This is a genomic window from Finegoldia magna ATCC 53516 (genome assembly GCF_000159695.1).
Taxonomy (GTDB): Bacteria; Bacillota; Clostridia; order Tissierellales; family Peptoniphilaceae; genus Finegoldia; species Finegoldia magna_F.
Map to the genome: position 1 here is coordinate 39,706 of NZ_CM000955.1, position 25,450 is coordinate 65,155.

Here is a 25,450-nt window from a genome sequence, read left to right on the forward strand (position 1 = left end):
CAATCGCTATTAAAAGATAGTTTAGTCTGTATCCTTTTTCTTTAAGTTCTTGACAATCGCTGCTTTTTCGCCTTGAGTTGCGCAGCGTAACGTTCTTCTCTCAAGGCGATCTCTTTTTTTATTATTTCGTTTTCTGCTTTTATATATTCATTTTCCGCTCTAAGTCTTATGAGCTCTTCTCTTTCAGATTCATTAAGTTTCCTTGGCTTATGGATATTTTTCTTTTTCATGCTTGTATTTTTAGATTTACAACCTCTCTTTCTATTTACAAGACCATTATATCCATAATTTTTATACTTGTTAACCCATGAATAAAGTTGTCCACGATTAATTCCGATTTCAATTGCTACAGAACCTATTGTGTTTCCAGCTAATACTTTGCTGACCACTTCTAGCTTTTCATCAGTTGTCCACTCGATATTATTTCCATGTTTTAAAATTTCTGGACCATGCTTTTCTTCTAACTTAAACCATTCTTTAATTGTGTCATGAAATCTCTTTTCTTTAACTCCTTCAGGTGTATTAGGTCATTTACCTTCTCTATACAACTGCACACATTCTCTTTTAAATTCATAACTATATTTCATAAAAATACCCTCCTTACTGGATGTCCAGTAAAGAGGGTACATATCAATGTGACTGAGTCGTTTTGCGATTAATCTTCAATTATATAACTGTCGACGATTTCTCCGAAATATGTGATGTGAAAATCCTTGTTGGAGCCAGGATTGGAACTGTCGACATCTTGCGGATAATTTCTGTTCAAAATATCGTCTGGAAGTAATGACAAATCCTGTTCTTGACGATAAATTAGTTTGCATTCAATAGTTAAAGGAAGTTCTTTGATTCCATTTACAGAAATTGTTTCTGGCTCAACGAGTGTGAGGTTCGCTTCTTCTACTTTGTCGACATCTCTTCCACTTTGGCTGCCACAAACTTTCATGATTTTTTTGTCGTAGGAGCCGATTGGGACGCTGATTGTGAATTCTGGATTTTCGTCCAACAATTCTCTGGTAAATCTTCCTTCTCTAACGTAGCAAACAAACACAGGCTTGTTCCAATTGTAGCCTATTGTTCCCCACGCAATCGCCATGCTGTTGAATTTGCCGTTTGCTTTCGTGTTCAAAAATATTCCTTTCGGAAGTTCTTTTACGATGTCTGATGCGTAGTCCATTACGTCGATTTTTCTTTTGTTCATTAGTTTTCCTTTCGTTTGGTTAATTGGTTATTAAAATTTTCTTCAATTAGCTCATACATTACAGAGGAGCGAATGTTCCCCAATTGATCTGTCCACGAATTTTCTTTAATTTCTGTATTGACGAATCCTAGTTTTTCATAAACATGATGCGCCCTTTTATTCTCAGCAGTTGTTGACAATACTATTTTCTCAAATTCTTTTGAAAACAACTCACTGATTAATAAACTTAAAATAATTTTTCCCAGACCTCTATTTTGATATTCTTCTTCACAAATTTTAATTCCAATCTCCACCGATTTATGATCAAGTTTCTTGTAATTCATTTCTCCAATTGGAATTTTATTATATTCAATTATCAACAGAGCATTATTTATCATGTCGTGATTTTTAATATTTTGTATAACTCTGTTATCGGTAGTGTTTAGTCCAAGAGGAAATCCTGCATGTTCCATTACCCTGCCATCATTCCACCATTTTAATAAATTAGGCACATCTTCCAAAGAGGCGTTTCTAACTAATATTTCGTTATATTTTAACTTCATTAAATCTCCAGATTAAGTATTGTTTAAATAAATGTTACCGTTTCTGACAATTCTTTTCTTTTGTCGTGAAGTGGATTGATTTCAGAATCTTCTGCAGGATAGCCGATGTCTAGCATCATTAGTACTTCTTCTTTTGCAGGAAGGCGGAACTTCTTGTGTGTGATGTCTGGATCCAAGAAATTAATCCAACAACTTTCCAATCCTTGGTTTTTCGCTGCTAACATCAAATGAGTAGCGACGATGGATGCATCTTCTATTCCAGAATTTCTTCTATCGCCAGGATAAGTAAACACGTTTGTCTTATCAAAAGTTACAAGCAAAACTGTACTTGCGCCGTATCTACAAGGTGTCACTTCGTCGACTTTTTTCAAGTTTTTTTCTGATTGTATTACATAAATGTGATGTTCTTGCAAGTTTTTCGCTGTCGGCGCTAACCTCCCAGCTTCCAATATCTTGTCTAGTTTTTCCTTTTCTACCTTTTTGTCGCTATATTTTTTGCAAGAATATCGATTTTTGATCACTTCTTCAAAATCCATATTATTCCTCCCGTAATTTTAAAAATCTAATACTAATATATCACATTTACGAGATTTTGTAATATTTTGACAAACAAAAAACCAGTACACATTTTCACGCGTACTGGTTTGATTTTATCCTAATTTTTGTTGGACAAAGTTATTGATTATTTCTGTAAATTTTTGTTTTACATCTTCAGGGATTTGACCTTCTGATTCTTCAACTTTTTTGTAAAGATCTGGATATTGTTGTTTGATTTTGTCGACAACTCCTGATAGTACATTTCCTTGTAAAAATCCCGGTAATTTGTTCTTCAATTCATCTGGAATTAATTCCATAATTTTTTGTTCTGTGTTTGCCATTGTTAATCCTTTCTTTTTATTAATATTTTGGGCAATTTATTTATACCCACATTTGAACAAATTAAAAAGGTCCAACCAAAATGATTGAACCTTGTTGTATTATAACTTAACTACGTTAACTGCTCTGTCGCCTTTTTCAGAAGCTTCAACATCGTAGGAAACTTTTTGTCCTTCTTCCAATGTTCTGAATCCTTCTTGTTGGATTGCACTTTGGTGAACAAAAATGTCCTTGTTGTCTTCTCCTGTTATAAATCCAAATCCTTTAGTAGAATTAAACCATTTAACTGTTCCGTTACTCATAATATCCTCCTCGTTATTCCGCAGAATAACCGTACCACTGTACATTTTTATTTTTGTGATAACTAATTAATTTAAGAGAATAAAATATTTTACAAAACTTTGATTCACTACCTTAATTACTTACTACATTTTCAGTATACAGCTGATAAGTTATACTGTCAAGCATTTTTGAATAATAATTTTTGTAATTTATAAGTTTATTTTTTCATAGTTTTGTGTTTCGCAGTCATTGATGTGACCGTTAATTTGAAAACCCTAGTTCTTGGGATTGCCTTGGGGTTGAATTCAAAATGTTCTACGTGATATTTGTCCGTCATCACGGTCAATGCTCTGAATTTTTCTTCAGAATCAGTAACGTATTCTACGATTCCTTTTCCCATGACGCTTGAGTAATTCATCGTGCAGTATCCCTTTTCTCTGTCGGAATACAAATCGTGGTCTGTGTCCATCTCAAAAGAAGCCTTGTTGTTCTTGTCGATGAGTTGGTATTTGTAGCCTTCCAGTGCGCCATGAAAATACAAAACCAATTGATTATCCACCACTTCATATCCAAAATTCAGTGGCAAAATATACGGATAGCCTTCGTCATCAACAAGCCCTAGCCTTACTACATCACACTGATCTATTATCTTCAATTGTTCATCAAAACTTGTGATTTCACGATCTTTTCTTCGCATTTTATCTCCTTTTCTTTAATGATTTTAGATATTGTTTTTGTTCAGGTGTTATTCTGAAACTTTCCCTTGATTTTTGTATAGTTTTGTTGTGCGTCCAATCTTCTAGCAAATTATCTTCCAAAACGAATATAACATCGTCCCACTGTTTTGCCAACGCCGTCGCGAAAAACCACGCAATCATCATGTTGACATAGTATTCTTCGCTTTTGATTTGAGCCGCAATGTTCAAATACTCAACCTTGAATTCATCATCCAAGAAATATTTCATCAACAAACAAATCGCGACCCTCACGGTGTATGTGTGGGAAGATTGTGCCCATAATTTTATTTTTTCGATTAATTTGTCGGTGTTTTTCGTGAAAATTTTTGGCGAAATACAGTCACAAACCGCCCAATTATCTACAAATGGAAGAAATTTTTCCAAGTGATTGATACAATCATCGTAACTTTTCATATTAGAAATCAAAATAGAATGAAGCATATTTTCTTCGTAGTAAGTGTGTGGCAAATCTTCCATGAAAATTTGCGAATGTTTTTCGTCTATTTTTTTCGCTAATTTTCTCAAATCAGGCATTCTAACTCCAATAATTGTGGATTGGTCGATTGTAGGGATTAGTTTCGCTTGAAAATCACGGTATTTCAAATCTTGTAGGGACTGAAGTTCATTAATTATTTCCATTTTTATTTCCAATCAAAGTATAAATCTTGTATCCAACGCTTACCGTCATCAATATTCCAAACACAAAAAGTTTTACTGCAACAGATGAGTTTCCTTGTTTGAAATATCCGTAACCTGCCCAGTACAGCAAGACTGTGACGATAGTAGCAATTATCCAAAAAATCACCACTAATATTTTGTAAATTTTGTTGAGCGTCGGATTGTCTTTTCTATTTCTAAAAATTCTTTCGAATAATGCGATAAGTCCTACAACTATCAGCACGTAAATTATATTATAAACAAATTTATTCATGACATCATCCTTTGTGTAAAATTCTATGTACAGCAATTTATGTTTATATTATAATATGAATGGTGATTAAATGAAATACGTATTCTTGTTGAGCAGCAAGGCTGGAGCAGGCTCTTTTTCGGAATTAGAGCACTCAATTGTGAAGTGCTACTCAAGCAATAATTTGAAATATACAATAATAAAGACAGAACACAAAAACCACGCATCTGAAATCGTTCGAAAATACTGCGATTGTTCAGATGTTTTGTTGTATGTGTGTTCAGGTGATGGAACGTTAAACGAAGTCATAAATGAAATGAAGAAAACAAACGCAAAGTTCAGCGTTGGACTCATTCCGTCTGGAACGGCGAATGATTTCTCCAAGAATTTTGATTATTCAAATTTCAAAATCGAAAACACAATCAATCCTGTTATTGACGACATTGATTTGATTAAAGTCAACGACAGATATTGCGTGAATGTGCTTAGCTTCGGATTTGATACTGTGATTTTGAATTCTGCGTATAATTTATTGAAGAAAAATCCAAAATTAAAAGCAAATGCATATCCTATCGCAGTGTTGCAGAATTTATTTAAAATTCCAAAATACAAGTTGGAATCCAGGACAAGTAACGGAGAAAATGGAGAAGTTAACTTGAATGGATATTATCTGCTTGGCGCGATTTGCAACGGTGGATTTTACGGCGGAGGATTCAACCCTTCTCCTTATGCTAAACTTACTGATGGCGTGTTGGAATTGTGCTTAGCAGAAACAATGCCTTTGTACAAAATAATCCCGTTGATTTTCAAATACAAAAAAGGCGCTCATCTGTCACATCCTATGATACATTTTCAAAAATTGACTAAAGGATGTATCAAATTCGAAAAAGAATTGATGGTCAATGCCGATGGAGAAATCTTCACGACAGATTTCTTGGATTTTGAAGTGCTGCCAAAAGCATTGCGATTTGCTAGAGTTTGTGGTTATAGAAAGATTTAGAAGCTTGCACGAAAAATAAGATATTGTTTTTTTATTTTTGTCACGGATATGATACAATATCCGTGACAAAGGAGTGTTGTAATGAGTTCATATACAGAAAAAATATCAGATAAAATAAATGATTTTGATTCACATAAAGTATTTTTTGCAAATGACTTTTTAGATGTTGCATCTAATGCCACGGTTAGACAAATATTAAAAAGATTAGCAGATGAAGATAAAATTAAGCGTGTCATTGATGGCTTTTATTACAATCCAAAATATAGTGAATTAATTGGAGAGTACGAAGCAGTATCAATTCACGAGTTAGCACTTGCCATAGCAAGAAAATACAATTGGAATATTGCACCATATAATAGTACAGCCTTAAACTTATTAGGACTTTCAACACAAGTACCAACTCACTATAAATATATATCTAGTGGAAGATATAAGGAATATAAAATTGGAGATAGCATTTTAGAATTTAAAAAAGTAAATCCAGGAGAAATTGCCAATATGTCCCTAAAGTCTGCAACAGTTATTCAGGCAATTAAGTCTTTGGGTAAAGAAAATATAACTAACGAAGTTATACAAAAGATAAGAGAAAGCTTAACTGAAAAAGAAAGAACAGACTTAATGAATGAATCAAAATCAGTACCTGCATGGATATATGAAGTAATAAGGGAAATTTGTGAGGGCAAAAATGAATAAGTTTTATATGGAAAACAAAGAAGACTTAAGAATTTTAATAGTCAATACTGCAAGAAAGAAAAATATATCTGAAGCAGTCATTGAAAAAGACTATTGGGTTACTTTTATCTTAGACTATCTATTTAATGAAAACAAATGGAAAGAATGTTTTACTTTTAAAGGTGGAACATCACTTTCAAAGTGTTTTGGACTTATAGAAAGATTTTCTGAAGATATAGATCTTATCTTAGATTGGCGAGTATTAGGATATGAAGAAAAAGAACCATGGTTAGAAAGGTCAAATACCAAGCAAGATAAATTCAACAAGGCAGTTAATGAAAAGACGGAAATATTTTTAAGAGATGAATTTTTAAAAGTTTTAGAAGAAGATTTAAATGACATGGACTTTGAATTTTGGGTTGATAGTCTTGATCCACAAACAATTCTATGTAAATATCCTAAAATCTTTGAATCTAATTATTTAACACAAAATATAAGACTTGAAATAGGAAGTCTTGCGGCATGGACACCTGCAATTGAAGTGGGAATCTTGCCGATAATTAGCGAAGCCTATCCAAATGTATTTAAAGAAAAAACTAATATAAGAACAGTCTCAGCAGAGAGAACATTTTGGGAAAAGGCAACTATACTTCATCATGAAGCGAATAGACCAGAATCTTCTCCTATGCCCCATAGATATGCAAGACACTTTTATGACCTATATAAAATAGCAAATTCAGATTTTAAAAACAAAGCCTTAGAAGATAAAAAATTACTAAAGAAAGTGACTGAATTTAAAATGAAATTTTATCCTAGGAAGTGGGCAAGGTATGAAGATGCATTAAATGGTAGATTGAAGTTAGTTCCAAGAGAGTTTCGATTTTCTGAAATAGAAAAAGATTATAAGGCTATGGCAGAAATGATTTATGGAGAATATCCAAAATTTGAAGAGATTATAAAAGTTCTTCAAGAACTAGAAAAAGAAATTAATAAGTAACAAGTATAATTAAGGAGATTATAATGAATGCATTAATAGTATTGGATGTACAAAATGGGATATTGAAGAAAAAAGATTTTACTGATACTCTAAATAATATTAAAATTCTAATTGATGATTTCAAAAAGAATAATGATGTTATAATCTTATTCAAGCATCTTTCGAATGATTTCGACAGCCCCTATTTTAAAGGCTCCGATGACGCGGAAATCTGCGAAGAACTTCTAGGATTGGGAGATTATGTGATTGAAAAGACGTCATGTAATCCGTTTTATAAAACCAATCTTGCCCAAGTTTTAAAAGAAAATGAAGTGTCTAAAGTTTATATTTGTGGTTTCAATACAGAGTATTGTTGTTTATTTTCAAGCATCATATGTTCCGACAGAGGCTATGAAACTATTTTTATTGAAGATGCTTCGGGAACATTTGGAGATGAAAAAATTTATGAAATGCCCAGATTAGATATTAATGATTTTATCGGTTCAATACTTAATTGGTCCGGAGAAGTTCAGGTTTTATATACTGAAGAGTATTTGAATGGATTTGATAATGAGAGATAGTGAATTAAAAATAATGTCAATAAAATCATTTTGCAATCGATGGATTTAAGGTAATCTTTATGATATCCAAACTATGAAGAGATTATAAAAGTTCTTCAAGAACTAGAAAAAGAAATTAATAAGTAAATAGAATTTTGTAAAATTTGATTTAACTTATATCTAAAAATTTAAAAATCAGAGCTTTTTAATCAGCTCTGATCTTTGTGTGTTATTTGCTATTTACTAGCTTTTTCCAATTCCAATACTACTGAATTTGGAATAGATTTTTCCCCACCTACTATGATAAAGTAGTCGATTGTTTTCTTAACGTAGTCTCTTAATTCTTTTGAAGCTCCGTTCTTGCTAACTAATAAGATTGGTGTTTTGTGGATCGCTGCTACTTGAGATGTTACCAATGCATCGGCAAATAATTCGCCTCTTGCTACGAAGGCTTGTCTTCAAATACTTTTCTCCGTTTTTTATTGACTTTCGCAAATTTATAATTGCAAAAATCTTTTGTTATCTATATTGTATTCCTTATATATATTTTTTTTGCAATGTTTTCCCTCACATCTTTTTTTCTATTCTTTTTACAGTTTTCAACAAAAAACTTCCAAGATTATTACAATCCCAGAAGTTATCCCCTATATTTTTACTTATTCTAATTATTTAACGTCGTAGTCGAATTCATTTATCGATCTTTTGCTGTCTATGTTTTGTTCTTTAAGAAATTCCATTTCTTTCAATCCTTTAGATTTTGCGACAACTGATTTAGGAAACGACACGATTTCTTGATTTATTATGCTGATATTGTTATTGACGATTCTTTTCGCAGCTGCTAATTGTTCATTTTCGTCGCTGATTTCATCTTGTAAATTGATGAATTCTTGTGATGATTTAAGGTCCGGGTAGCTTTCAGCAAGTGCAAATATTTTGCTGATTTCTTTGTCTTGGTTTTGTATTGTGGCGTTGAATTCTTTGATATTTGCATTTTGTCGAAGTTGAATTACATCTGAAAAAGTTGAGGCTTCATGTTTTGCGTATGATTTGGCTACTTTTATCATTTCACAAATTGTGTCGTATCTTTTAGCTAGTGCAATGTCCACGTTTTTCTTGGATTCGTCTATTACGACTTTGTATCGGTTAAATCTATTCGATGTTTTTACCCACCAAATTAATACTATTAAAATGATTAATGCAATTATTCCAATTGCTGCGAATTCCGAATTTAAAAATCTGTCCATAATTTCTCCTTATAATTTTTCACCTATTATATCTATTAGAGAGTAAAATCCAGATAATTTTTCTCTAACTTTTTCGTATTCTGTTGAAAGCGACAATTCATCAACTTGTTTTTTCGTTTGTGGTAAAGCAAATAAAAATGCATTTGATTCAAATGATACGGAGATGTATTGTTCATTCATGTATAAGCACACTCTCATTTTTTCTTTCCAATCGTTCAATAACTCTATAATTTTAGGATCTAAAATTAGTCTTGTGTAGAAATCATCTGTTGAATATATTGCGTATGAGTTGTTAAATTCAATGGATTCCGTCTCAATTTCTTTTTCTATTTTGGTTTTCTTTCCGTAGCTTCCATGATTTCTAAACCCAAGTACTTTACCTTTTTTTACGGGAACTACTCTTATGTGTCCATTTATTTTAGTGTCAAATTTCGCCATCAAAACCTGTCCACAAAAATCAATAGTTTGTCGTGTGTGTCCTTCACTATCTTCAGTTTCTGTGTATGCTTGCATATTAGAAAACTCTGTTTTGTAATCATCACCAAATACTATGTGGCAGTTTCCAAAATAATACTGAGAATCAGGAACCAACCTTTGCATCACTTTCACATCAACTTTCTTAGAATAATCAATTGTTGTATCCGGCAAGATTTCATTCAACACTGGTAATAGGAAATTATCAGTGTAGGATGTTGCAAGTTCAGTTCTTCGTTGTTTTGAATATTTGTTCCAAAAATATACTAAAGCCGCCATGACAAGAATTGAATAAATTCCTAGCATCGCTCTTAATGCAATAAATCCAACCATAGCACCTATAACTAAAAATGGATTAATGATGTTGTCCTTCATTCCATTTTTTACTGAATGTAGTTTTGATTGCATTTGTGGAGAATTTTCTATTTGTTCAATTCGCTTTACTATTTCGGGATTGGTGAATTTATCCCTGTATTTTTTCCTCACTGCTTTTCCTTTCACTCACTATTTTTGTACATGCTTTCATTTATATTTATACCCGATTATTCGCGAAAAATAAGCTATTTATACCAATTCTTGATATTTTTACAAATATTTTACAAAGATTTATTGTGCATATAACATAAAAAAGACACCTTCTTACTGGTGCCATACTCGTATAAATTTATTTTTTTGTTATGCTCATTCCTATAACCATACCCAAAAGCATACCGATTGATATCGAAGTCGCAATGTCGAATTTATCGGAGATAGTTCCTAAACCCGCGCCTAGCATCATTCCCAATGCCATCCCAAATGACATATAATTATCGGACGAATCTTCTGATTGTGCTTTCGATTTTTTTATGACGATTAGTACTAATATCACCGTTATAATCAAAGGTAAAAGTATTTTAAATATTTCCATGTCTTCTCCTTTTACAAATCTTTCTTGAAACAAATAATTCTGTTTGCCTCGATAAATCCAATTGCAAGGTGAAACTTCAAGCTTTGAGTATTATCCAATAGACAATCACTTGCAAATTCAGAGCATCCCATCTTTTTTGCCCAATCTTCGCATGATTTTACGAGATTTCTTGCAATATTTTGTTTTCTATAATTTTCTTCTACAAATATTCCTTCCAAATATCCGACAGGTGAGCTTTCCGTACCTTCCACATAATCGTGACGAAGTTCTACATTCGCAAACCCAACAGGGATTTCTTTCACGAATGCAATGAAGCAAGTTCCTTCATCTGATTGTAGAATTTCTGTGAATTCTTCTTCTAATTCATCCACATTTTCATTATCCCATATTTTTGCCGCCATTTGTGCCAAAACATGTGAATCTTTTTGTGTCGCTTCTAATATTTTCATTATTTATCCTCATTTTCTCTCAATTAGATTTTATTGCACACATATTCCCGTGTCAATGATAGCACAAAAAAAACTGACCTTCTAAGTCGTGTGACTTTTGAAGATCAGTTATATTTGATGACTTTAGTCAGTTGAGTTCGCTTGCGAACGAAACAATAAACTACCCGCTATGCGGGTAGGCGTTCTTAGGTTATACCAAAAAAATCACCAAGTATTATAATAGAGTTGTTCAGACCTAAAATAATAAGAGGTGATTTTATGGCAAATAAAACTAATTCATTGTCTCACACAAAATGGATGTGCAAGTATCACATAGTCTTCACTCCAAAGTATAGACGAAAAGTGATATTTTATCAATATAGAGAAAGTCTCATAGAAATATTCAAATTACTTTGTAAATACAAAGGAGTAGAAATAATAGAAGGGCATATGATGCCAGATCATGTACACATGTTAGTAAGCATTCCACCCAAAATATCAGTATCAAGTTTTATGGGATATTTAAAAGGGAAAAGTGCTCTAATGATGTTTGACAGACATGCGAATTTAAAATACAAATTTGGCAATCGTCATTTTTGGGCAGAAGGATATTATGTGAGCACAGTGGGATTGAATGAAAAGACAATAGCAAAATATATAAGAGAACAAGAGCAACATGATATAGCACTTGATAAATTGAGTGTAAAAGAATATACAGATCCGTTTATGAAATAGAAATTAAAAATCCCTTTCAGGGATAGGCTAAAGTGGCAAAAACAGTTAGGTTTGAACAGAGTGAAAACCAGCGCCTTGAGACGCTGGTTGGTATCACTCGGGCTTATAGCCCTTGAACAAACCACCCGTTTTACGGGTGGTCATGATTTTATTCAGATAATTTTTTCCCCGATAATTTGTACACTTTTTTGGCTCTATTTTTGAGTCTCGAATCGTGAGTTACGCAAATTATGGTCATTTTTTTATTTAATTCGTCCAGTAAATCCAAGAATTTGTCGACGTATTCTTCATCCAAGTTCGCTGTTGGTTCATCCAAGACTAATAGCTCTGGTTCATTGATTAACGCTCTTAGAATCATTAGTTTTTTGATTTCTCCACCGGACAAATTCTTCGCGCTATTTAGGTTGAGCAGTTCTTCCATGTCGTATTTTTTGATGAATGTCTCATAATCAAAATTATCCACACCTGAGATGTCTGCTTTCATTTCCAAGTTTTCCTTGACTGTTAACGCTGGAAATACTATCAAATCTTGAGGCACGAATGATATTTTCTTGGAGCGAAGATCAGATATTTCTTTGTCTGTAAAATCTTTTACTTCTTTGGAGAATAGCTTAACGCTTCCTTCATCGTAATTCAAAAATCCCAAGATTACATTTAATAGCGTACTTTTTCCTGCACCGCTGGCTCCAACTATAGCGATGTAGTCATTTTCATCAACTGTTAGGTTCAAATCTTTTAGCACTTCGTTTTTTCTGTCTTTATTGATGAGGTAGCTTTTTGTTAAATTTTCAATTTTTAATATTTCCATTTAATTACCTCTCAATTTTAGTGCTAATTCTTCTTTGGATATTTTGATTACATTAAATATTTGCGTTATCAATGCTATTACGATTACAACTGCTAATGTAATTAAGGATATCAGCAAAATTTCTTTTGCATTTACGCTCATAAACGCCAAATCCAAAGATTTTTCTATTTGTCCGGAGAATAACTTTACTGTGAGTATGGATAATCCAATTCCTATTACTGCCCCAATAAATGATAGTACTACTGAGTATTTTAGGATAATGGATTTTAGTTTACTCTTTGTTATACCAAGTATTCTAAGTGTTGCCATTTGCTTTTCTTTGTCTTTGAAATCAACTGTAAATATCGAAATTAATACGATTATTGCCATTATCAATGTAAATGTTAGTAGTATTTTCAAATATTTCATAAGAGAGAACATTTCTTTGGATAGATTGTCTACGAAGTTTTTGTTCATGACAACCATAGTGTGTGTACCTCTAAGTGATTTCATAAGGTTAACTGTTAATTGTTCACTATCTGCATTATCTTGTTTTTTTATTAAAATTGAAGATATTTCAGAATTTGGAACGTATTTTTGTGGATGAACTTTAATAGAATCTTGTAACATTTTCTTGGCTGTATCAAAATTCATGAAGATTGCATTATCAAACCCAAGACCAGTTTTCATTAGTTTTGATTTTACTTTGTATTTTTTGCCAAAAAAAGTCAATGTGTCGGCTTCAACAACGCTCACGTTATTTCCGATAATAATTTCGTTGTCCTTCAAGTCTTTTACATCTTTTTTCATCCAAGGTTTTATTGTAAAGTCCTTTTCAAAATCAATTCCGATCGCTTGAACCGGGAATGAACAACAGGATTCTTGAAGTGTCGCAATGTATAGTTGCGGTGCTGCTTGTTTTACTCCTTCGATCTTTTGTACTTTATCAAGTACATCATTTTGCATGTAAAATTCCGAAGGTTTACCCGATACGAATAACGCTTCTTGTTCTTTGCCGCTTTTTTCTGGAACAATCATCATGTCTGCGCCCAATCTTTGTTTCATATTGTCGATTGAATTGTTAAGTCCTATTGAAAAATACATGCTTACAAACAAAAGTGCAGACACTATCGCCATTACCAAAACAATGATAAATGTTCTAACAGGATTGGATGATATCCAGTTTTTAAGGTAAAGTTTATCTTTCATCTATACTCTTTTTCAATACCACAAGATAAGCTATTGAAATTATTACAAGGATTATTGAGCAGATTGATACTGCTGGAATTGTCTTCATTTGACAAGCGGCACCTGCGTGTTTGCAACCACCTATTACAAATTTCGCTAACAATAGTGAATCAATCGCTAAGATTGGAACTGCGATATTAATTCCCCATTCGATTTTTTCGTCTTTAATGATGTATGCGATGACTAATAAAATCACGATACTTACTGCCACTACAAATACCGCATTTGACATGTGGAAGCATTTCATCGGCATTTTGCCTGGCATTACTTCGCATGGTTTTGCAATAACTTTTGGTATTAATGCTAAAATAACTGCTGCTACCAATTGTAAAATTTTCAAAATTTTCTTCATATTTTCTCCTAAATATTTAATGTTTCTAAGATTTCATTTCTGTAATCTGTGAACTCTTTGCTAGTTCTGTTTCTTGGATAATCCAAATTGATTTCCAATATTTTCTTTATTCTACCTGGTCTTGGTTCCATTATAACAACTTTGTTGGATAAGTAAATAGCTTCATCAACATCGTGTGTTACCATTATCATTATGTGTTTGTTTTCTTGCCACAATTTAATGAGTTCGTCTTGCATATTCATTCTAGTAAATGCGTCCAAAGCTCCCAATGGTTCGTCCAACAAAAACACGTTTGGTTTGTTAATCATTGTTCTGATAAGTGATACTCTTTGCGCCATACCACCTGATAATTGGTGAGGATATGAGTTCTTAAATTCCATTAGTCCAACTTTTTCAAGAAGTCTGTCAACTTCCTTTTCGTTGTTTTGTTTTTTCAAATTAGCTGAGAATCCTACATTTTCGCCAACAGTTAGCCAAGGAAATAATGTCGGTTTTTGGAATACCATTCCTCTGTCGCTGTCGGTTCCTTCAACTTTTTTGCCACCTAAAGTAATGGAGCCTGTAGTTGGAACGATAAGTCCTGCAATTAATCTTAAAAGAGTGGATTTACCGCAGCCTGATGGTCCTACGATGCACACGAATTCTCCATCTTCGATTGTCATATTGATATCAGTAAGGGCATGAGTTAATCCGTCTGAATCAGTTCTCAAAAAGCTTTTAGATACATTTTCAAAAATCAAATTATTCATTATTCCATCCCTTCTTGCCATTTAAGGACTCTCTTCTTAATTAACGATAAAACAAAATTAACTGCGATAAATGTAAGACATATTATGATAATTGCCCCATACATACTAGCGTATTCTGCCCATGATTTCTTCCATGTGATATACCAACCAAGTCCCGATTCCACGCCAAGCATTTCTGCTATTAAAAGAGCAGTACATGCAGAGCTCATTCCGATTGTAAGTCCGCCGAAAATATTTGGCATTGCAGATGGAATGGCGATTTTAGTAATCAATTGATTGCCAGTTGCTCCAAGTGTTTTTGCAGCTTCGTAGTTTGATTTGTCTACGTTCAAAATTCCTGTAATTGTGGAGATTGTAACTGCATACCACACACCCAATGCGATGATGAATACTGATCCGTAGAACAAACTAGTAGCCAAAACCATAACCAATGGCAACCAAGTTGTTGTAGGAATTGGTCCTAAAAGTTTCATGAATGGAGATATCCAATAATTTACTTTCTTAGAATATCCGCACAAAATTCCTGTGATTAGCCCTAGTATTGCACCGATAAAATATCCTGAGAAAAGTAGTTTCAATGAACTTTTAACAGATTTTATAAGTAATGCCTTATCTGCAATTATCGAATTCAAAATCTTATCTATCCAAGGAAAATATGGTAGTGTTAGTATTCCTGTTTTCAATGTCAAAAAATCATACAATGTCAACAAGAAGAATACAAAAGCATAAAAAGGTGCTTTGTAGACTAATTTTGCTCTGATACTTTTTTTGAAAAATGATGCTATGAAAAATACTCCGTAAAGTGCAACCAATGCCCAGATAAACACTACATAAGTATTTGTTTGTGTTGCATCAGGCTTTAGGTTTGGATATAACACATATTCAAAAACACAAATAACTCCCATAATTATTGGGAGAATCAATTTGACAACGTCTAATATTTTCTGAGCCTTTGTTTTAGGTCTGGATTCTAACTCAATAAGCCTCTCTCTAGTTAGCTCATCTAGCTTTTCGTTTTCCATCATTACCCCTTTCTTTATTGAAGATAAATTTTGCGGACTAATTTAATAATCCGCAAAAACCTTAATCTATTTGTTCACTTCTATTATTTGTTTACTACTGATTCATCTACATCCATAGGATTCCAGAATTTCTTCATCAAATCGTCTGTTGATTTTTCGTTAGAAATAAGTCCAAACTTTTTGTAATCGTCAATTGTACTTCTGATAGCAGTTTCGGTATCTTTTTGGGAAATTTTGAAATCATAAGTATTCATCATTCTCAAAGCTTGATCGAAGTCTCCACTTGCCCAGTGATTGTCGAACAAAATTTTTGTTGCTTCTTCTTTGTTGTCTTCAACCCAATGTTTAGTTCTCATAATTGCTGTAACAACTTTTTTTGCTGTTTGTGGGTTATCTCTGATGAAGTCAGCGTTAAGAACGTGTACGCAGCATGGTTCTTTTTGGAAATCTGGGTCAGTTGTAAGTGATCTTATTGATTTGATTTTGCCTTCGTTGACAAATTTTTCTGCGAATTGATCACTTAGAAGTGTTGCTTGGATTTCTCCTTTTTCTAATGCTTGGATAACTGCAGATGTTTCAACTGGTTTGAATTTGATTTGTTTTGCATCTACTTTGTCGTGTTCCAAAAATCTTAGAGCTATGTTGTGGTCAGAGTTACCAATTCCATCTGGAACTGCAATAGTCTTTCCTAACAAATCACTAGTTTTGTTGATTTTGTTGTCGTTAAGTACATATAATGATTTACATCCTGTTTGTGCACCAGCTACTAATTGAACATTAATTCCGTTAATTGATGGAACTAAAATTGTTGCCAAGTGGTCAGAGAAAACTTGAACTTTGTTAGTTCCAACTGCATCAAGTCCTGATTGAACGTTGATAACTTTAACTTTCAAACCTTCTTTTTCAAATTCTTTGTTCACAGCAGCGATACCAGGTGTTCCTGTACATAAACCACCGTTGTAACCAATTAAAATTTCCTTACCATACATTGGTTCATCTTCAATCTTGCCAGTTGTTTTTGGTTGTTCAGTGCTGGCTTTTTCTTCTGTTTTCTTGTTTTCTGTTTTATTTTCACCGTTTTTTACACATCCTGTGAATAATGCTGTTAAACAAATAGCTAACAAGAATATTTTAAATCCTTTTTTCATGTAATCCTCCTACATTTTAATTTTTCATAAATTATATATGATTTATCATACCTAAATAATTTTATCATAGAATAAGTATTTAGATTAATTGAAATTTTCTATAAATAACGTGGTTTTTACGTGTTTTTGCAAATTTTTATCATTTATAATTTAAATCAAAGCATTTAAAAGTTGATTTATTAACATTTAGTAGTTTTATTTCATTTATAGGATTTTTCTATAAATAAATCCTCAATTGTTAAATTTATTTACAATTGGGTATATTACTATAAAGTATTTGCGTATTTTGTAAAATAAAAGGTATATGATAAAATATATATATTAAATACCACGAAGAGAGAGATATTATGGATTTAAAACAATTAGAAACGTTCATAACAGTTGTGGAATGGGATAGTTTTTCTGAAGCTGCTAAAAGACTTTATCTGACACAGCCCACGATAAGCACTCATATCAAACAAATTGAAAATGAACTTAATGCAGAATTATTAAAAAGAACAACTAAAAAGTTAGAGCTTACTCCTGAAGGAAGAGAATTCTACAACTACGCTAAGGCTATTTCAAGGATTATGGAAAGCATGCAGGATTCTTTTTCAAAAAAAAGTCTAACTACTTTTAACATCGGTGCAAGTTCTGTTCCTGCAACTTATATTCTGCCTTCTCTTTTAACAAAATATCACAAATCTCACATCAAAACTTTGGTGAATATAATTCAATCAGATAGTTTAACTACGATTGACGGAGTTATAAATGGTTCAATCAATATTGGAATTGTAGGCATGACTACAATGGATAAAGAACTTACCTTTGAAAAAGTTCTAAGCGATAAGCTAGTAGTAGTCACACCATATAACGATTATTATAATGCATTGAAGAAAAACAATGTCAAGATAAGTTCTATTTTAAAGGAACCAATAATTTTTCGTGAACAAGGTTCTGGAACATTAAAAGAATCTATGAAAATGATAGACGCTTTAGGAATCAGCAAGAATTCACTGAATTTGATTGGAACAGCAAATAGCACTGAAACGTTAAAGCAATGCATCAGAAATGGTATGGGAATATCGATTATGAGCAAACTTTCAGTAGAAGAAGAAGTTGCAAATAATCAATTGATTTCTTTCAAAATCGATGATTTCGAATCGGTACGTCACTTCTATCTGGTATATCGTTCCAACTCTTTACTCTCAGAGCCAGTTATAGATTTCGTAAAATTCACAAAAAAATACTTAGAAGAGAATTTTTAATTCATAAAAATAACCGCAATAGCTCATACTGTAAGCATTGCGGTTTTTTGTGTATGTTTTTATTAAGTGAGATGAAGTAAGTCATATAAATAATAATGAATGATATCAAAGTATAATGAACGAGTCCTCTGAAAAAAATTTTATAAAATTCAATCGAGAAATTCGTAAAAATTCAACTGTTTGAGCGTAAGCGAGTTATACTTTGATATATTTTAGGACTTACTCACTTTACTTTTTTAGGAGATTTAGCTACTACTCCATCATCATAAAATTACTTCAAATTTTTTTGCTTTTCCTTGTCTTTTTTGTCGATTATTTTCGCAAATATTAGGCTCACGACAGTAAGTCCTACTACCAAAATAATTGCTTGGTAGAATTCCTTGGAGCCAACATTCAACACTTTATCTCCCAAATTCAAATACACAAGTGTTCCAGGAATTATTCCAAGGACTGATGCGAACATGTATTTGGACAGGCTTATGTTCGTCAAACCGAATCCGTAATTGATAAGATTGTATGGAATAAGTGGAATCAATCTGCAAATGAACAAAAGAGTGAACAGTTTTGAATCTGGTGCATTTAGTATTCTATCTCTGTTTTTTTCGGAGAATTTTTCATTAATCATCTTAACAACATAATCGTGTCCAATTTTTCTAGAAAGTTCAAACATAAGCAAGCAGTTCATCGATGCTCCTATAACTGTGTAAATACTTCCTTTCACAAGCCCGAAGCTTACTCCGCCGATTAACGCCAACGCTGGAACTGGGAAGAATCCTATCGGAAGTATCGTGAACAATAAAATATAAACAACTGCTCCCCATGGACCAGATTTTTGTACCAAATCTCTGATTGAATCGTATGGAACGAATACCATCAGTCCCACAGTTAACGCAACTAAAAGAACTATCAAAAATATTTTCTTGAATTTTTCCATATTTCACCTACTAATTATATTTGAATTCATTGTATCGTATAAATTTAATATTATCAACTAAAAAATGCACACAGCTTTGCCATGTGCATTTCAATTAATATTAAACTTTTAAATCAACAGAGTATTCTGTGTCGTATTTTGAAATAACTGGTTTGACGTCTTCTTCGATGAATTCAACCACTTGTTCTGGGCATCTTCCAATGTAAAGCTTGCCGTCTAAAAGTGAATTCAAATCGTCTTTGTTTAAGTTAAACGCTTCGTCTTTTTCCAATAATTCTAATAAATTGTTGTCCAGTCCTTCTTCTTTTACTCTTCTGCCTGCAACCATAGAATATTCTCTGATTTTTTCGTGAAGTTCTTGTCTGTCGCCGCCACGTTTTACAGCTTCCATCAATATGTTTTCAGTCGCCATAAATGGTAATTCTTCATTGACGTGAGCTTTGATTTGGTTTTCGTAAACAACAAGTCCATCTGTTACGTTGATTGCAATTTCCAAAATACTATCCACAGCCATGAAACTTTCTGGAACGCTCATTCTCTTATTTGCAGAGTCGTCCAATGTTCTTTCAAGCCATTGAGTACTAGCCACAAATTGTGGGTTTTGAACCAAACTCATCACGTATTTTGAAAGTGATGAAATTCTTTCACATCTCATTGGATTTCTCTTGTAAGCCATTGCTGATGAACCTATTTGTGTTTTTTCAAATGGTTCTTCCAATTCTTTTCTGTTTTGCAAAAGTCTGATGTCATTTGTCATTTTGTGAGCTGATTGTGCAATTGAAGATAGAACTTGAAGAACGTGATAGTCGATTTTTCTAGTGTATGTTTGTCCACTCACGCTAACCGCGCTGTCAAATCCCATTTCTTTTACGATTTTCTTTTCCAATTCTTTGACTTTGTCGTGATCATTGTCGAAAAGTTTCAAAAATGATGCTTGAGTTCCTGTAGTTCCCTTTACTCCTCTCAATTTCAAGTTTTCTTTTCTGTAAATGACTTCTTCCAAATCCATAAGAAAATCTTGAATCCACAACGTTGCACGTTTTCCAACAGTCACTAATTGTGCTGGTTGGTAGTGTGTATATCCAAGTGTTGGCAAATCTTTGTATTTAATCGCAAAATCAGACAAGTGTTTAATCAAAATCGCTAACTTTTTCTCTACGATTTCAAGCGCGTTTCTCATCACGATAATGTCAGTGTTGTCAGTTACATAACAGCTTGTCGCTCCCAAATGGATAATTCCAGCTGCGTTTGGACACACTTCTCCGTATGTTTTAACGTGAGCCATTACATCGTGGCGAAGAACTTTTTCGTATTCAGCAGCCTTGTCGAAGTCAATGTCTGAAATGTGTGATTGCAATTCTTCTATTTGTTCGTCTGTAATATTAAGTCCCAATTCTTTTTCGGATTTCGCCAATGCCAACCACAATCTTCTGAAAGTTTCAAACTTAACTTGTGAACTGAAATTGTGGCTCATTTCGTGACTTGCGTATCTCGTGTTTAATGGACTTTGGTAAATATCGTTGTTCATTATTTCTCCTTGAAGTATTCTACTGCATTTCTAAAAATATTTTGCTTGTCGATGTCGTAAATATTTTTGTACAAATCGTCTGCTATTCTTTCAGTGTGACACATTCTTCCCAAAATCTTACCATCTCTGGATAAAATTCCTTCGATATTGTAGTCCGATCCGTTTGGAGAAATTTTGTAAGCTGAGAAAACTTGTTCATTATCCAAAAGCTCTTGGAGTTTGTCTTCTTTGATTACAAATCTTCCTTCTCCGTGTGAAATCGGCATTCTGTATGTCTTGTTCAAGTCGATTCCATTTGTCCAAGGACTGTTATTAGTCAAGCACAATGTGTCTACAAATGTCGCAATGTGTCTTCTGTTTGTGTTGAATGTCAAGTTTGGATCGTCTTCTTGTGGTGATGTAACTTTTCCATAAGGAAGAAGTCCAGTCTTCACCAATGCTTGGAATCCGTTACAAATTCCAATTACCAATCCGTCGTTTTCGTTCAACAAATAATCTATCGCACTACTTATTTTCTCATTTCTTAGGATATTTGCCAAGAACTTAGCTGAGCCGTCTGGTTCATCTCCTAGTGAAAATCCTCCAGGAATGGCAAATATTTGCGCTTTTCTGATTTTTTCTGCCAAAACATCGATCGAATTTAATATATCTTCTTGGTTTCTGTTTTTGAATAGAACAATTTCTCCATCCGCTCCATTTTCTTTGAATGCGTTCAATGTATCCCATTCACAGTTTGTTCCAGGAGCTGCCAAGATTACAACGTGAGGTGTGTCAGTTAGTTTCTTGGATTTCATTCTACGTTGTTCGATTTTTTTGTTTTCAATTGGTTTGTATTCGATTTTTTCTTTTGGTGTGAATACTTTATTTAAAACTGTAGTGTAGCCTTCTAATAATTTTTCTGGGTCTAATTTAACATCGTTTACGATAATTTCATCTGCAAAATCACCGATGTGTTCGATTTTTTCGTCGTCATCAATGTATTCAACCACGAAACTTCCATACATTGGATTGTACAAATTATCAAATTTGATATTAAATCCAGTGTTTCCTACAGATTGTTCGAAAATATTTGATAACAAGCCTTTTTTGTCCAAGGCAATCGCAGAAATAATATTTCTGTTTCTGATTTGTTCTGTGATGAAATCGAAATTTTCTTCCAATTTTTCAAGGTTCAATGTTCCGTCTTCTTCGTATGGAGTTCTCACAAGACCGATTTTGCCCTTGCCTTTCAAATCATTTGTAATGATGTTATCCACATCTTCGTGTGTCACTGCAAATGAAATCATAGTTGGTGGAACCTTGATGTCTTCGAAGTTTCCACTCATACTGTCTTTTCCACCGATTGGCATCGCTTTGAAGTGTTTTGAAACAGTGAATGCACCAAGTAATGCTTTCAATGGTTTGGACCAAATCTTTTTGTCTAACATTTTTTCGTAGTATTCTTGGAATGTCAATCTGATTAAATCCTTGTCAGATCCAAGAGCGATTAATTTACTGATTGATTCTACAACTGCGTAGTATCCTCCCAAATATTGAGATTGTACGGACAAATCAGCGTCAAATCCGTAACTCATCATAGATACAGTTTTCATAACTCCATCCATTGTTGGAATCTTTGCAACCATGGCTTGAGAAGGATTCAATTGCAATTTACCACCCATTGGATTGATAACAGTGTTTCGTCCTATTGTGGAGTCAAACATTTCTATCAAATCTCTCTTGGATGTTATGTTAAGCATTTTAACTTTGTCGTAGAATTTGTTCGCATCAGAACATTTTTCAGTCAAAATTTCTGGAACATCTTCTGATACAACTTCAACTTCAGCGTTTCTGTCTGAACCATTTGTGTTTATGAAATCGTAGCTGATGTCTGCAATCAAATCTTCATCGTAGAACATTCTCATTCTATTAGTGTCAGTAATATCTGCAACAACAGTCGTTTCGATATTTTCTGCATCTGCGTATTTTACAAATTCTTCCAAATCTTTCTTAGCTATTACACATGCCATTCTTTCTTGTGATTCACTGATTGCAATTTCAAATGGTTTGAGGCCTTTGTATTTCAATGGAACTCTGTCCAAATAAATATCCACTCCGTCGTGAAGCTCCCCAATCGCAACGCTCACTCCACCTGCTCCAAAGTCGTTACATTTTTTGATCAAACTTGCAAGTTCAGGAATTCTGAAAAGTCTTTGGATTTTTCTTTCTTCAGGTGCGTTACCTTTTTGAACTTGTGCAGATTCTGTTTTAATACTTGTAACTTTGTGGCTTTTTGATGAGCCTGTCGCTCCACCAATTCCGTCACGTCCAGTTCTTCCGCCAAGTAAGATTACGATGTCTCCTTTTTCAGGTTCAATTCTTTTGACATTTTCAATTGGCGCTGCAGCCATAACAGCTCCGCATTCCAATCTCTTAGCAACGTATCCGTCGTGATAAATTTCATCTACAAATCCAGTTGCCAAACCAATTTGGTTTCCGTAAGAAGAATATCCCTTCGCAGCTTCTTGTGTGATTTTGATTTGTGGAAGCTTTCCATCCATCGTATCTTCCAATGAAGTAAGAGGATTACCTGCTCCTGTAATTCTCATAGCTTGGTAAACAAATGCTCTACCGCTTAGTGGGTCTCTGATTGCTCCACCCAAGCATGTACTTGCACCACCAAATGGTTCGATTTCTGTAGGGTGATTGTGTGTTTCGTTTTTGAACATCAACAAGTAATCTCTTGTTTCGTCAACACCATTTACTTCCACGCGAACTTTGATTTTAACAGAACAAGCGTTGATTTCAGATGAAATTTCCAAATCGTCAAACTCATTTTTGCTTCTCATGTATTTGGACAAAATCGTTCCGAAACTCATAAGATTGATTGGTTTTTCTATGTTTAATTCTTCTCTAACTTTCAAATATTCTTCAAAACTGTTGTGAATTGCTTCGTCTAACTTAGTCTTACAGTCAAAGTCGATATCCAAGAAAGTGTTAAAAGTTGTGTGTCTACAGTGATCTGACCAGTAAGTGTCCAAAATCTTGATTTCTGTTTCGTTTGGATCACGGTCTTCTGATTTGAAATAATCTCTGATGCATTTCAAATCTTCGTCATTCATCGCCAATGAGTGATCGTCGACGAATTTTTGAAGCTCATCATCCTTCATATCTCTGAAATTCGTATATGTTTCATTTTCCAAATTTTTTGGATTTTCTTGTTTCAAAGTTGTTGGAATTCCAAGCAAATTAACCTTGTGACTGTCAACAGGATTTACCAAATATTTTTCGATTTTTTCCAAATCTTGTTTGTTAGCGCCTTCGATTTCATAAACTGTCGAAGTCTTACAGTCGACATCTTCATCCAAAATCAAACTCAATGTGTCAAGCACACCTTGTTTTCTTTGGTCGAATTGACCTGGCAAATATTCAACAGCGATTGCGTTTTTCATATCAGCTTGTAATTTCAACGCATCTTCTCCGTAGAACACATCATCTACAGATTTTTCGCTAAGGACAGTGTCGACAATTTTTCCCAAATTATCGTCGCTGATTTCCAAATCGTATCTCTTGTAAATTACGAATTTATCCAAATCAATTCCAAGTAAGTTTTCAATTTGCTTTTTCTTTTCCTTAGATTCATAATCGTATTCGTCTTTTTTTCTGACATAAACTCTTTTAACCCTAGGACCAATATCAGTTCTGTGATACATGTTTTTAAAATCCACCTTTTCTATATCTTCATAACAAGCCTTAATAACATCATCAAAATTCTTTTTAGAATTTACAATATTTAACACACGCCCGCCATTTGTGACGATTTTGCCGTCGACTTTTTTCGTTCCTGCATGGAAAACAACACTGTCCATCTTGGATATTGTAATCTCATCACCTTTATCATAACTTTCCGGATATCCACCAGCACTTAGAACAACGCAAAGCGCCTTGTTGCCATTTATTTTCAAATCGACATCGGATAATTTTCCTTCACTTGTTTTCATCATAATATCCAACAAATCATTGTCGATAAGTTCAAGCACGACTTGAGTTTCAGGATCTCCAAATCTAGCGTTAAATTCCAACACGTAAATTCCATCATCAGTTATCATAAACCCAATGAACAACAATCCTCTGAAATCAATGTTTTCTTCTTTTAATCCTGTGAGAATTTTATCCAAAACGCTTTTTTTGATTCTATCTACAAATACTTCTGCCTCGACATTTGGAGCGTAAGTTCCCATGCCGCCAGTGTTTGCTCCCATTTCTCTTTCAAAAATCTTCTTGTGATCCTTCGCAGTTGGAAGTGGAAGAATCGTCTTAGAATCAGTAAAGCACAACAAACTCATTTCAAATCCGTCTAGGAATTGTTCGATGACAACCATGTTGTCTTTTTCTAGTACATCTTGCAGAATCTCCTTCAAATCATCAGAATTATCTACAATGTAGACTCCTTTTCCAGCTGCAAGGCCATCTCTTTTAACGACAACTTTGCCATTATCTTCCAACAATTTATTTGCAAAATCATAAGACTCATCAAAATCTTTGCTCTCCAAATACTTAGCTGTATTGATGTCGTATTTTTCCAAGAATTTTTTCGTAAATGATTTTGAGTTTTCAAATTCAGCGGCTTTTTTTACAGGTCCAAATATTTTAAGACCATTTTCTTCGAACAAATCTGAAATTCCGTCGCACAATGGATTTTCAGGGCCAACAACTGTGAAGTCTATTTCATTTTTCTTTGCAAATTCAAGCAGACCTTGCAAATCATCTGCTTGAATATCTACGTTTTCTCCGATTTCTTCAGTTCCAGCATTGCCTGGTGCGAAGAAAACTTTCCTATTTTCATCAAAAGATTTTATTTTACGTCCAAGTGCAAACTCTCTGCCACCTGAACCTACAACTAAAATTTTCATAA

Annotated in this window: 28 protein-coding genes and 1 pseudogene; 6 read left to right on the forward strand and 23 right to left on the reverse strand. The window is 33.5% G+C overall.

What is annotated here, in order from left to right; translation table 11 throughout:
* Nucleotides 1–41 precede the first annotated feature (41 nt).
* The 9 genes from HMPREF0391_RS09505 to HMPREF0391_RS00155 all read right to left on the reverse strand — a co-directional run bounded on the left by HMPREF0391_RS09505 (nucleotide 42) and on the right by HMPREF0391_RS00155 (nucleotide 4,566).
* Nucleotides 42–389 carry a helix-turn-helix domain-containing protein gene (locus tag HMPREF0391_RS09505; protein ID WP_002834730.1) on the reverse strand — a complete coding sequence of 116 codons (348 nt, stop codon included), beginning with the start codon at nucleotides 387–389 and terminating at the stop codon, nucleotides 42–44.
* A gap of 266 nt (nucleotides 390–655) precedes the next feature.
* Nucleotides 656–1,198, reverse strand: coding sequence for a flavin reductase family protein (locus HMPREF0391_RS00120; protein WP_002834731.1), 543 nt, complete (start codon nucleotides 1,196–1,198; stop codon nucleotides 656–658).
* Nucleotides 1,198–1,740: a GNAT family N-acetyltransferase gene (locus HMPREF0391_RS00125; protein WP_002834732.1), complete on the reverse strand. Its 543-nt coding sequence runs from the start codon at nucleotides 1,738–1,740 to the stop codon at nucleotides 1,198–1,200. Before HMPREF0391_RS00125 ends, HMPREF0391_RS00120 begins: the two co-directional genes overlap by 1 nt.
* A gap of 23 nt (nucleotides 1,741–1,763) precedes the next feature.
* A complete protein-coding gene (locus HMPREF0391_RS00130) occupies nucleotides 1,764–2,276 on the reverse strand; it encodes a nitroreductase family protein (protein ID WP_002834733.1) in 513 nt (170 codons plus the stop codon).
* A 114-nt stretch (nucleotides 2,277–2,390) separates the two neighbouring features.
* On the reverse strand, nucleotides 2,391–2,618 hold the full coding sequence (locus HMPREF0391_RS00135; RefSeq protein ID WP_002834734.1) for a hypothetical protein: 228 nt from the start codon (nucleotides 2,616–2,618) through the stop codon (nucleotides 2,391–2,393).
* A 99-nt stretch (nucleotides 2,619–2,717) separates the two neighbouring features.
* Nucleotides 2,718–2,918 (reverse strand): cold-shock protein, encoded by a 201-nt coding sequence (locus tag HMPREF0391_RS00140; protein ID WP_035108999.1) that lies wholly within the window; start codon nucleotides 2,916–2,918, stop codon nucleotides 2,718–2,720.
* A 197-nt stretch (nucleotides 2,919–3,115) separates the two neighbouring features.
* A complete protein-coding gene (locus tag HMPREF0391_RS00145) occupies nucleotides 3,116–3,595 on the reverse strand; it encodes a pyridoxamine 5'-phosphate oxidase family protein (RefSeq protein ID WP_002834738.1) in 480 nt (159 codons plus the stop codon).
* A 1-nt stretch (nucleotide 3,596) separates the two neighbouring features.
* A complete protein-coding gene (locus tag HMPREF0391_RS00150) occupies nucleotides 3,597–4,274 on the reverse strand; it encodes a DNA alkylation repair protein (RefSeq protein ID WP_002834739.1) in 678 nt (225 codons plus the stop codon).
* A complete protein-coding gene (locus tag HMPREF0391_RS00155; RefSeq protein ID WP_002834740.1) occupies nucleotides 4,261–4,566 on the reverse strand; it encodes a hypothetical protein in 306 nt (101 codons plus the stop codon). The genes HMPREF0391_RS00150 and HMPREF0391_RS00155 overlap by 14 nt, the downstream gene beginning before the upstream one ends.
* Nucleotides 4,567–4,636: 70 nt before the next feature.
* Here HMPREF0391_RS00155 and HMPREF0391_RS00160 point away from each other — a divergent pair, with 70 nt between their 5' ends.
* The 4 genes from HMPREF0391_RS00160 (at nucleotide 4,637) to HMPREF0391_RS00175 (ending at nucleotide 7,774) form a co-directional block, all read left to right on the forward strand.
* Complete coding sequence (locus HMPREF0391_RS00160) at nucleotides 4,637–5,545, forward strand: diacylglycerol/lipid kinase family protein (RefSeq protein WP_002834741.1); 909 nt, start codon at nucleotides 4,637–4,639, stop codon at nucleotides 5,543–5,545.
* Nucleotides 5,546–5,626: 81 nt separating this feature from the next.
* Nucleotides 5,627–6,238 (forward strand): DUF6088 family protein, encoded by a 612-nt coding sequence (locus HMPREF0391_RS00165; protein WP_002834742.1) that lies wholly within the window; start codon nucleotides 5,627–5,629, stop codon nucleotides 6,236–6,238.
* Entirely contained in the window at nucleotides 6,231–7,214 is a 984-nt protein-coding gene (locus HMPREF0391_RS00170) for a nucleotidyl transferase AbiEii/AbiGii toxin family protein (protein WP_002834743.1), read from the forward strand. Before HMPREF0391_RS00165 ends, HMPREF0391_RS00170 begins: the two co-directional genes overlap by 8 nt.
* A gap of 23 nt (nucleotides 7,215–7,237) precedes the next feature.
* Nucleotides 7,238–7,774: an isochorismatase family cysteine hydrolase gene (locus tag HMPREF0391_RS00175; protein ID WP_002834744.1), complete on the forward strand. Its 537-nt coding sequence runs from the start codon at nucleotides 7,238–7,240 to the stop codon at nucleotides 7,772–7,774.
* 215 nt (nucleotides 7,775–7,989) lie between these two features.
* On the opposite strand, the pseudogene HMPREF0391_RS00180 reads toward HMPREF0391_RS00175, so the two are convergent.
* The 5 genes and pseudogenes from HMPREF0391_RS00180 to aac(6') all read right to left on the reverse strand — a co-directional run.
* Nucleotides 7,990–8,187: pseudogene (locus HMPREF0391_RS00180) on the reverse strand (cell wall-binding repeat-containing protein); the annotation flags it as partial.
* A gap of 231 nt (nucleotides 8,188–8,418) precedes the next feature.
* On the reverse strand, nucleotides 8,419–8,997 hold the full coding sequence (locus tag HMPREF0391_RS00185) for a LemA family protein (protein ID WP_002834746.1): 579 nt from the start codon (nucleotides 8,995–8,997) through the stop codon (nucleotides 8,419–8,421).
* A gap of 9 nt (nucleotides 8,998–9,006) precedes the next feature.
* Entirely contained in the window at nucleotides 9,007–9,957 is a 951-nt protein-coding gene (locus HMPREF0391_RS00190) for a DUF3137 domain-containing protein (RefSeq protein WP_035109002.1), read from the reverse strand.
* A 178-nt stretch (nucleotides 9,958–10,135) separates the two neighbouring features.
* Nucleotides 10,136–10,378: a hypothetical protein gene (locus HMPREF0391_RS00195; protein WP_035109004.1), complete on the reverse strand. Its 243-nt coding sequence runs from the start codon at nucleotides 10,376–10,378 to the stop codon at nucleotides 10,136–10,138.
* Between the two features lie 11 nt (nucleotides 10,379–10,389).
* Nucleotides 10,390–10,827, reverse strand: a complete 438-nt coding sequence (gene aac(6') / locus HMPREF0391_RS00200; protein ID WP_002834752.1) for an aminoglycoside 6'-N-acetyltransferase — start codon at nucleotides 10,825–10,827, stop codon at nucleotides 10,390–10,392.
* A 258-nt stretch (nucleotides 10,828–11,085) separates the two neighbouring features.
* Here aac(6') and tnpA point away from each other — a divergent pair, with 258 nt between their 5' ends.
* On the forward strand, nucleotides 11,086–11,541 hold the full coding sequence (tnpA, locus tag HMPREF0391_RS00205; protein ID WP_002834753.1) for an IS200/IS605 family transposase: 456 nt from the start codon (nucleotides 11,086–11,088) through the stop codon (nucleotides 11,539–11,541).
* A 148-nt stretch (nucleotides 11,542–11,689) separates the two neighbouring features.
* On the opposite strand, the gene HMPREF0391_RS00210 is transcribed toward tnpA, so the two are convergent.
* From HMPREF0391_RS00210 to HMPREF0391_RS00235, 6 genes are all read right to left on the reverse strand, one after another.
* Nucleotides 11,690–12,349, reverse strand: a complete 660-nt coding sequence (locus HMPREF0391_RS00210) for an ABC transporter ATP-binding protein (protein WP_002834754.1) — start codon at nucleotides 12,347–12,349, stop codon at nucleotides 11,690–11,692.
* On the reverse strand, nucleotides 12,350–13,537 hold the full coding sequence (locus HMPREF0391_RS00215) for an ABC transporter permease (protein WP_002834755.1): 1,188 nt from the start codon (nucleotides 13,535–13,537) through the stop codon (nucleotides 12,350–12,352).
* Nucleotides 13,527–13,928 (reverse strand): DUF4418 family protein, encoded by a 402-nt coding sequence (locus HMPREF0391_RS00220; protein WP_002834756.1) that lies wholly within the window; start codon nucleotides 13,926–13,928, stop codon nucleotides 13,527–13,529. Before HMPREF0391_RS00220 ends, HMPREF0391_RS00215 begins: the two co-directional genes overlap by 11 nt.
* 8 nt (nucleotides 13,929–13,936) lie before the next feature.
* Nucleotides 13,937–14,698: an ABC transporter ATP-binding protein gene (locus HMPREF0391_RS00225; RefSeq protein WP_002834757.1), complete on the reverse strand. Its 762-nt coding sequence runs from the start codon at nucleotides 14,696–14,698 to the stop codon at nucleotides 13,937–13,939.
* Complete coding sequence (locus HMPREF0391_RS00230; protein ID WP_230454526.1) at nucleotides 14,677–15,699, reverse strand: ABC transporter permease; 1,023 nt, start codon at nucleotides 15,697–15,699, stop codon at nucleotides 14,677–14,679. Before HMPREF0391_RS00230 ends, HMPREF0391_RS00225 begins: the two co-directional genes overlap by 22 nt.
* 83 nt (nucleotides 15,700–15,782) lie before the next feature.
* Nucleotides 15,783–16,847 carry an ABC transporter substrate-binding protein gene (locus HMPREF0391_RS00235; protein ID WP_002834759.1) on the reverse strand — a complete coding sequence of 355 codons (1,065 nt, stop codon included), beginning with the start codon at nucleotides 16,845–16,847 and terminating at the stop codon, nucleotides 15,783–15,785.
* Between the two features lie 347 nt (nucleotides 16,848–17,194).
* Between HMPREF0391_RS00235 and HMPREF0391_RS00240 the strand changes: the two genes are divergently transcribed.
* Nucleotides 17,195–18,094: a selenium metabolism-associated LysR family transcriptional regulator gene (locus HMPREF0391_RS00240; protein WP_002834761.1), complete on the forward strand. Its 900-nt coding sequence runs from the start codon at nucleotides 17,195–17,197 to the stop codon at nucleotides 18,092–18,094.
* Nucleotides 18,095–18,365: 271 nt separating this feature from the next.
* Here HMPREF0391_RS00240 and HMPREF0391_RS00245 read toward each other — a convergent pair whose 3' ends face one another.
* The 3 genes from HMPREF0391_RS00245 to HMPREF0391_RS00255 form a co-directional block, all read right to left on the reverse strand.
* Entirely contained in the window at nucleotides 18,366–19,028 is a 663-nt protein-coding gene (locus HMPREF0391_RS00245; RefSeq protein WP_002834763.1) for a TVP38/TMEM64 family protein, read from the reverse strand.
* A gap of 100 nt (nucleotides 19,029–19,128) precedes the next feature.
* Complete coding sequence (purB, locus tag HMPREF0391_RS00250) at nucleotides 19,129–20,556, reverse strand: adenylosuccinate lyase (protein ID WP_002834765.1); 1,428 nt, start codon at nucleotides 20,554–20,556, stop codon at nucleotides 19,129–19,131.
* A complete protein-coding gene (locus tag HMPREF0391_RS00255) occupies nucleotides 20,556–25,448 on the reverse strand; it encodes a phosphoribosylformylglycinamidine synthase (RefSeq protein ID WP_002834766.1) in 4,893 nt (1,630 codons plus the stop codon). Before HMPREF0391_RS00255 ends, purB begins: the two co-directional genes overlap by 1 nt.
* Nucleotides 25,449–25,450 lie beyond the last annotated feature (2 nt).